Annotated in this window: 2 protein-coding genes; one reads left to right on the top strand and one right to left on the bottom strand. The window is 39.4% G+C overall.

The genetic code is table 11. The annotated features are described in order from the left end of the window. On the top strand, nt 1–260 hold a 260-nt coding region (locus tag Q1553_RS00375), incomplete at its 5' end, for a DUF455 family protein (protein WP_300842657.1). Nucleotides 261–491: 231 nt separating this feature from the next. Here Q1553_RS00375 and Q1553_RS00370 read toward each other — a convergent pair. Further along, a partial coding sequence (locus Q1553_RS00370) for an FAD-binding protein (RefSeq protein ID WP_300842656.1) occupies nt 492–1,554 on the bottom strand: 1,063 nt, incomplete at its 5' end.

Below are 1,554 nucleotides of genomic sequence, written 5' to 3'. Positions count from 1 at the left end.
GAGCTTTAGAGATGATTTTACAAGATGAAATTTCGCACGTTTTTAAGGGAAATGTGTGGTTTCATTTCGCGTGCGAACAAGAAAGAATTGCCCCACAACAAAGAGCTTTAAAATACTTTGAGATTCTTAAAAATTATCATTTTTCTTTCCCCAAAGCCAACGCGCAATTTAACATTAATGCGCGTTTGCAAGCAGGCTTTAGTGCAGAGGAAATCAAAATGCTAGAAAATGAAATTTTCCTCTCACAAAATCCGAAATAAACTTTATGCTTCGCCTTTGCAATAGAATTTGTCCTTGCAAAATGAGTAACATTCGTGGCGTGCGTGTAAAGCACTCACCCACAAAGCACAAATCTACCCTTTAGAATCTTGCAGTAGAATCTTATTGACAAATTAAGCTTATAGGCTATTTTGGCTTACGATGACTCCAAATCATCTGCCGACATTACTGCACTTCACAATAACGCAATAAAGAATCTTTGCAAACAAGCATTATTCAATATAATGCGCACCGACTGAAAAATCTCTCTTAAGTGCAGATTCTATAATGTTCTTAGCAGTAAGCAAACGCAAGCGCAAAAGTCTTCCCACTCCACTTTGTAACATTACTTCCACTCCACCTAGAGCTTCATTTAAACCAGATTTCTTGCGAATAATACCTACTTTGTGCCACATTAAATGACGCAAAATCGCTTTGAGATTCTCGTCTTGTTCTTTTTGTAATACTTGCGAATGCAAAGGAAATTCCCTCAATTTAGAATCTTGGATTCTATTTCCTGCCCCATAACTTCCTAAAATCTCTTTGGCACTGCGTCTTGAAAACACCAAGCCCTCTAGCAAAGAATTAGACGCTAAACGATTCGCCCCATGCACACCTGTGCAAGCGCATTCCCCCATAGCATAAAGATTTTGCATACCGATAACCCGCCCTATATTGTCCGTCTCAATCCCTCCCATACAATAATGAAATGCAGGAGAAATCGGGATTTTATCCTTTGGCAATTCATATCCAAGTGCGCTTAAGTTGCGTGCGATATTAGGAAAACGTTCATAAAAAAACTCTTTAGAAAATGGACTTAAATCCAAATAAACTTCCTTTTGCTCTTGTGGAGCGTTTGGATTTCTTTCTTGCAACTTCATCTTATAGTCAAAAATACTGCGCGCGACTTTATCACGCGGGGCTAGCTCACCTGAAGAATCATAATCAAACAAAAAGCGATTCCCCCAAAAATCCACAACCCTAGCCCCCTCGCCTCGCAAAGCTTCACTCAAAAGCATTTTGCGCGCACGGGGAGTTTTCACAAACACGGTGGGGTGAAATTGCAACATTTCCATATCTTTAAGTTTTAAACTATTCTCTAAAATCATTCCATGCAGTTCGCTAGAAATCGTATAAGCATTCGTGTGATATTCAAAAAGCGCACCTACTCCTCCGCTTGCCAAAATTACATGTTTGGCATAAAGATTATAACTTCCGCGCTTAGTTAGCACACTCACACCATAGCAATGATTTCCCTCAATGAGCAATTCCGTAACGGCTGCATTTTTCCACAAT

Source organism: Helicobacter sp. UBA3407, assembly GCF_949747025.1.
Classification (GTDB): Bacteria; Campylobacterota; Campylobacteria; order Campylobacterales; family Helicobacteraceae; genus Helicobacter_D; species Helicobacter_D ganmani.
Note: the sequence above shows the minus strand (reverse complement) of the source record. Positions and strands in the feature narration are given on the sequence as shown.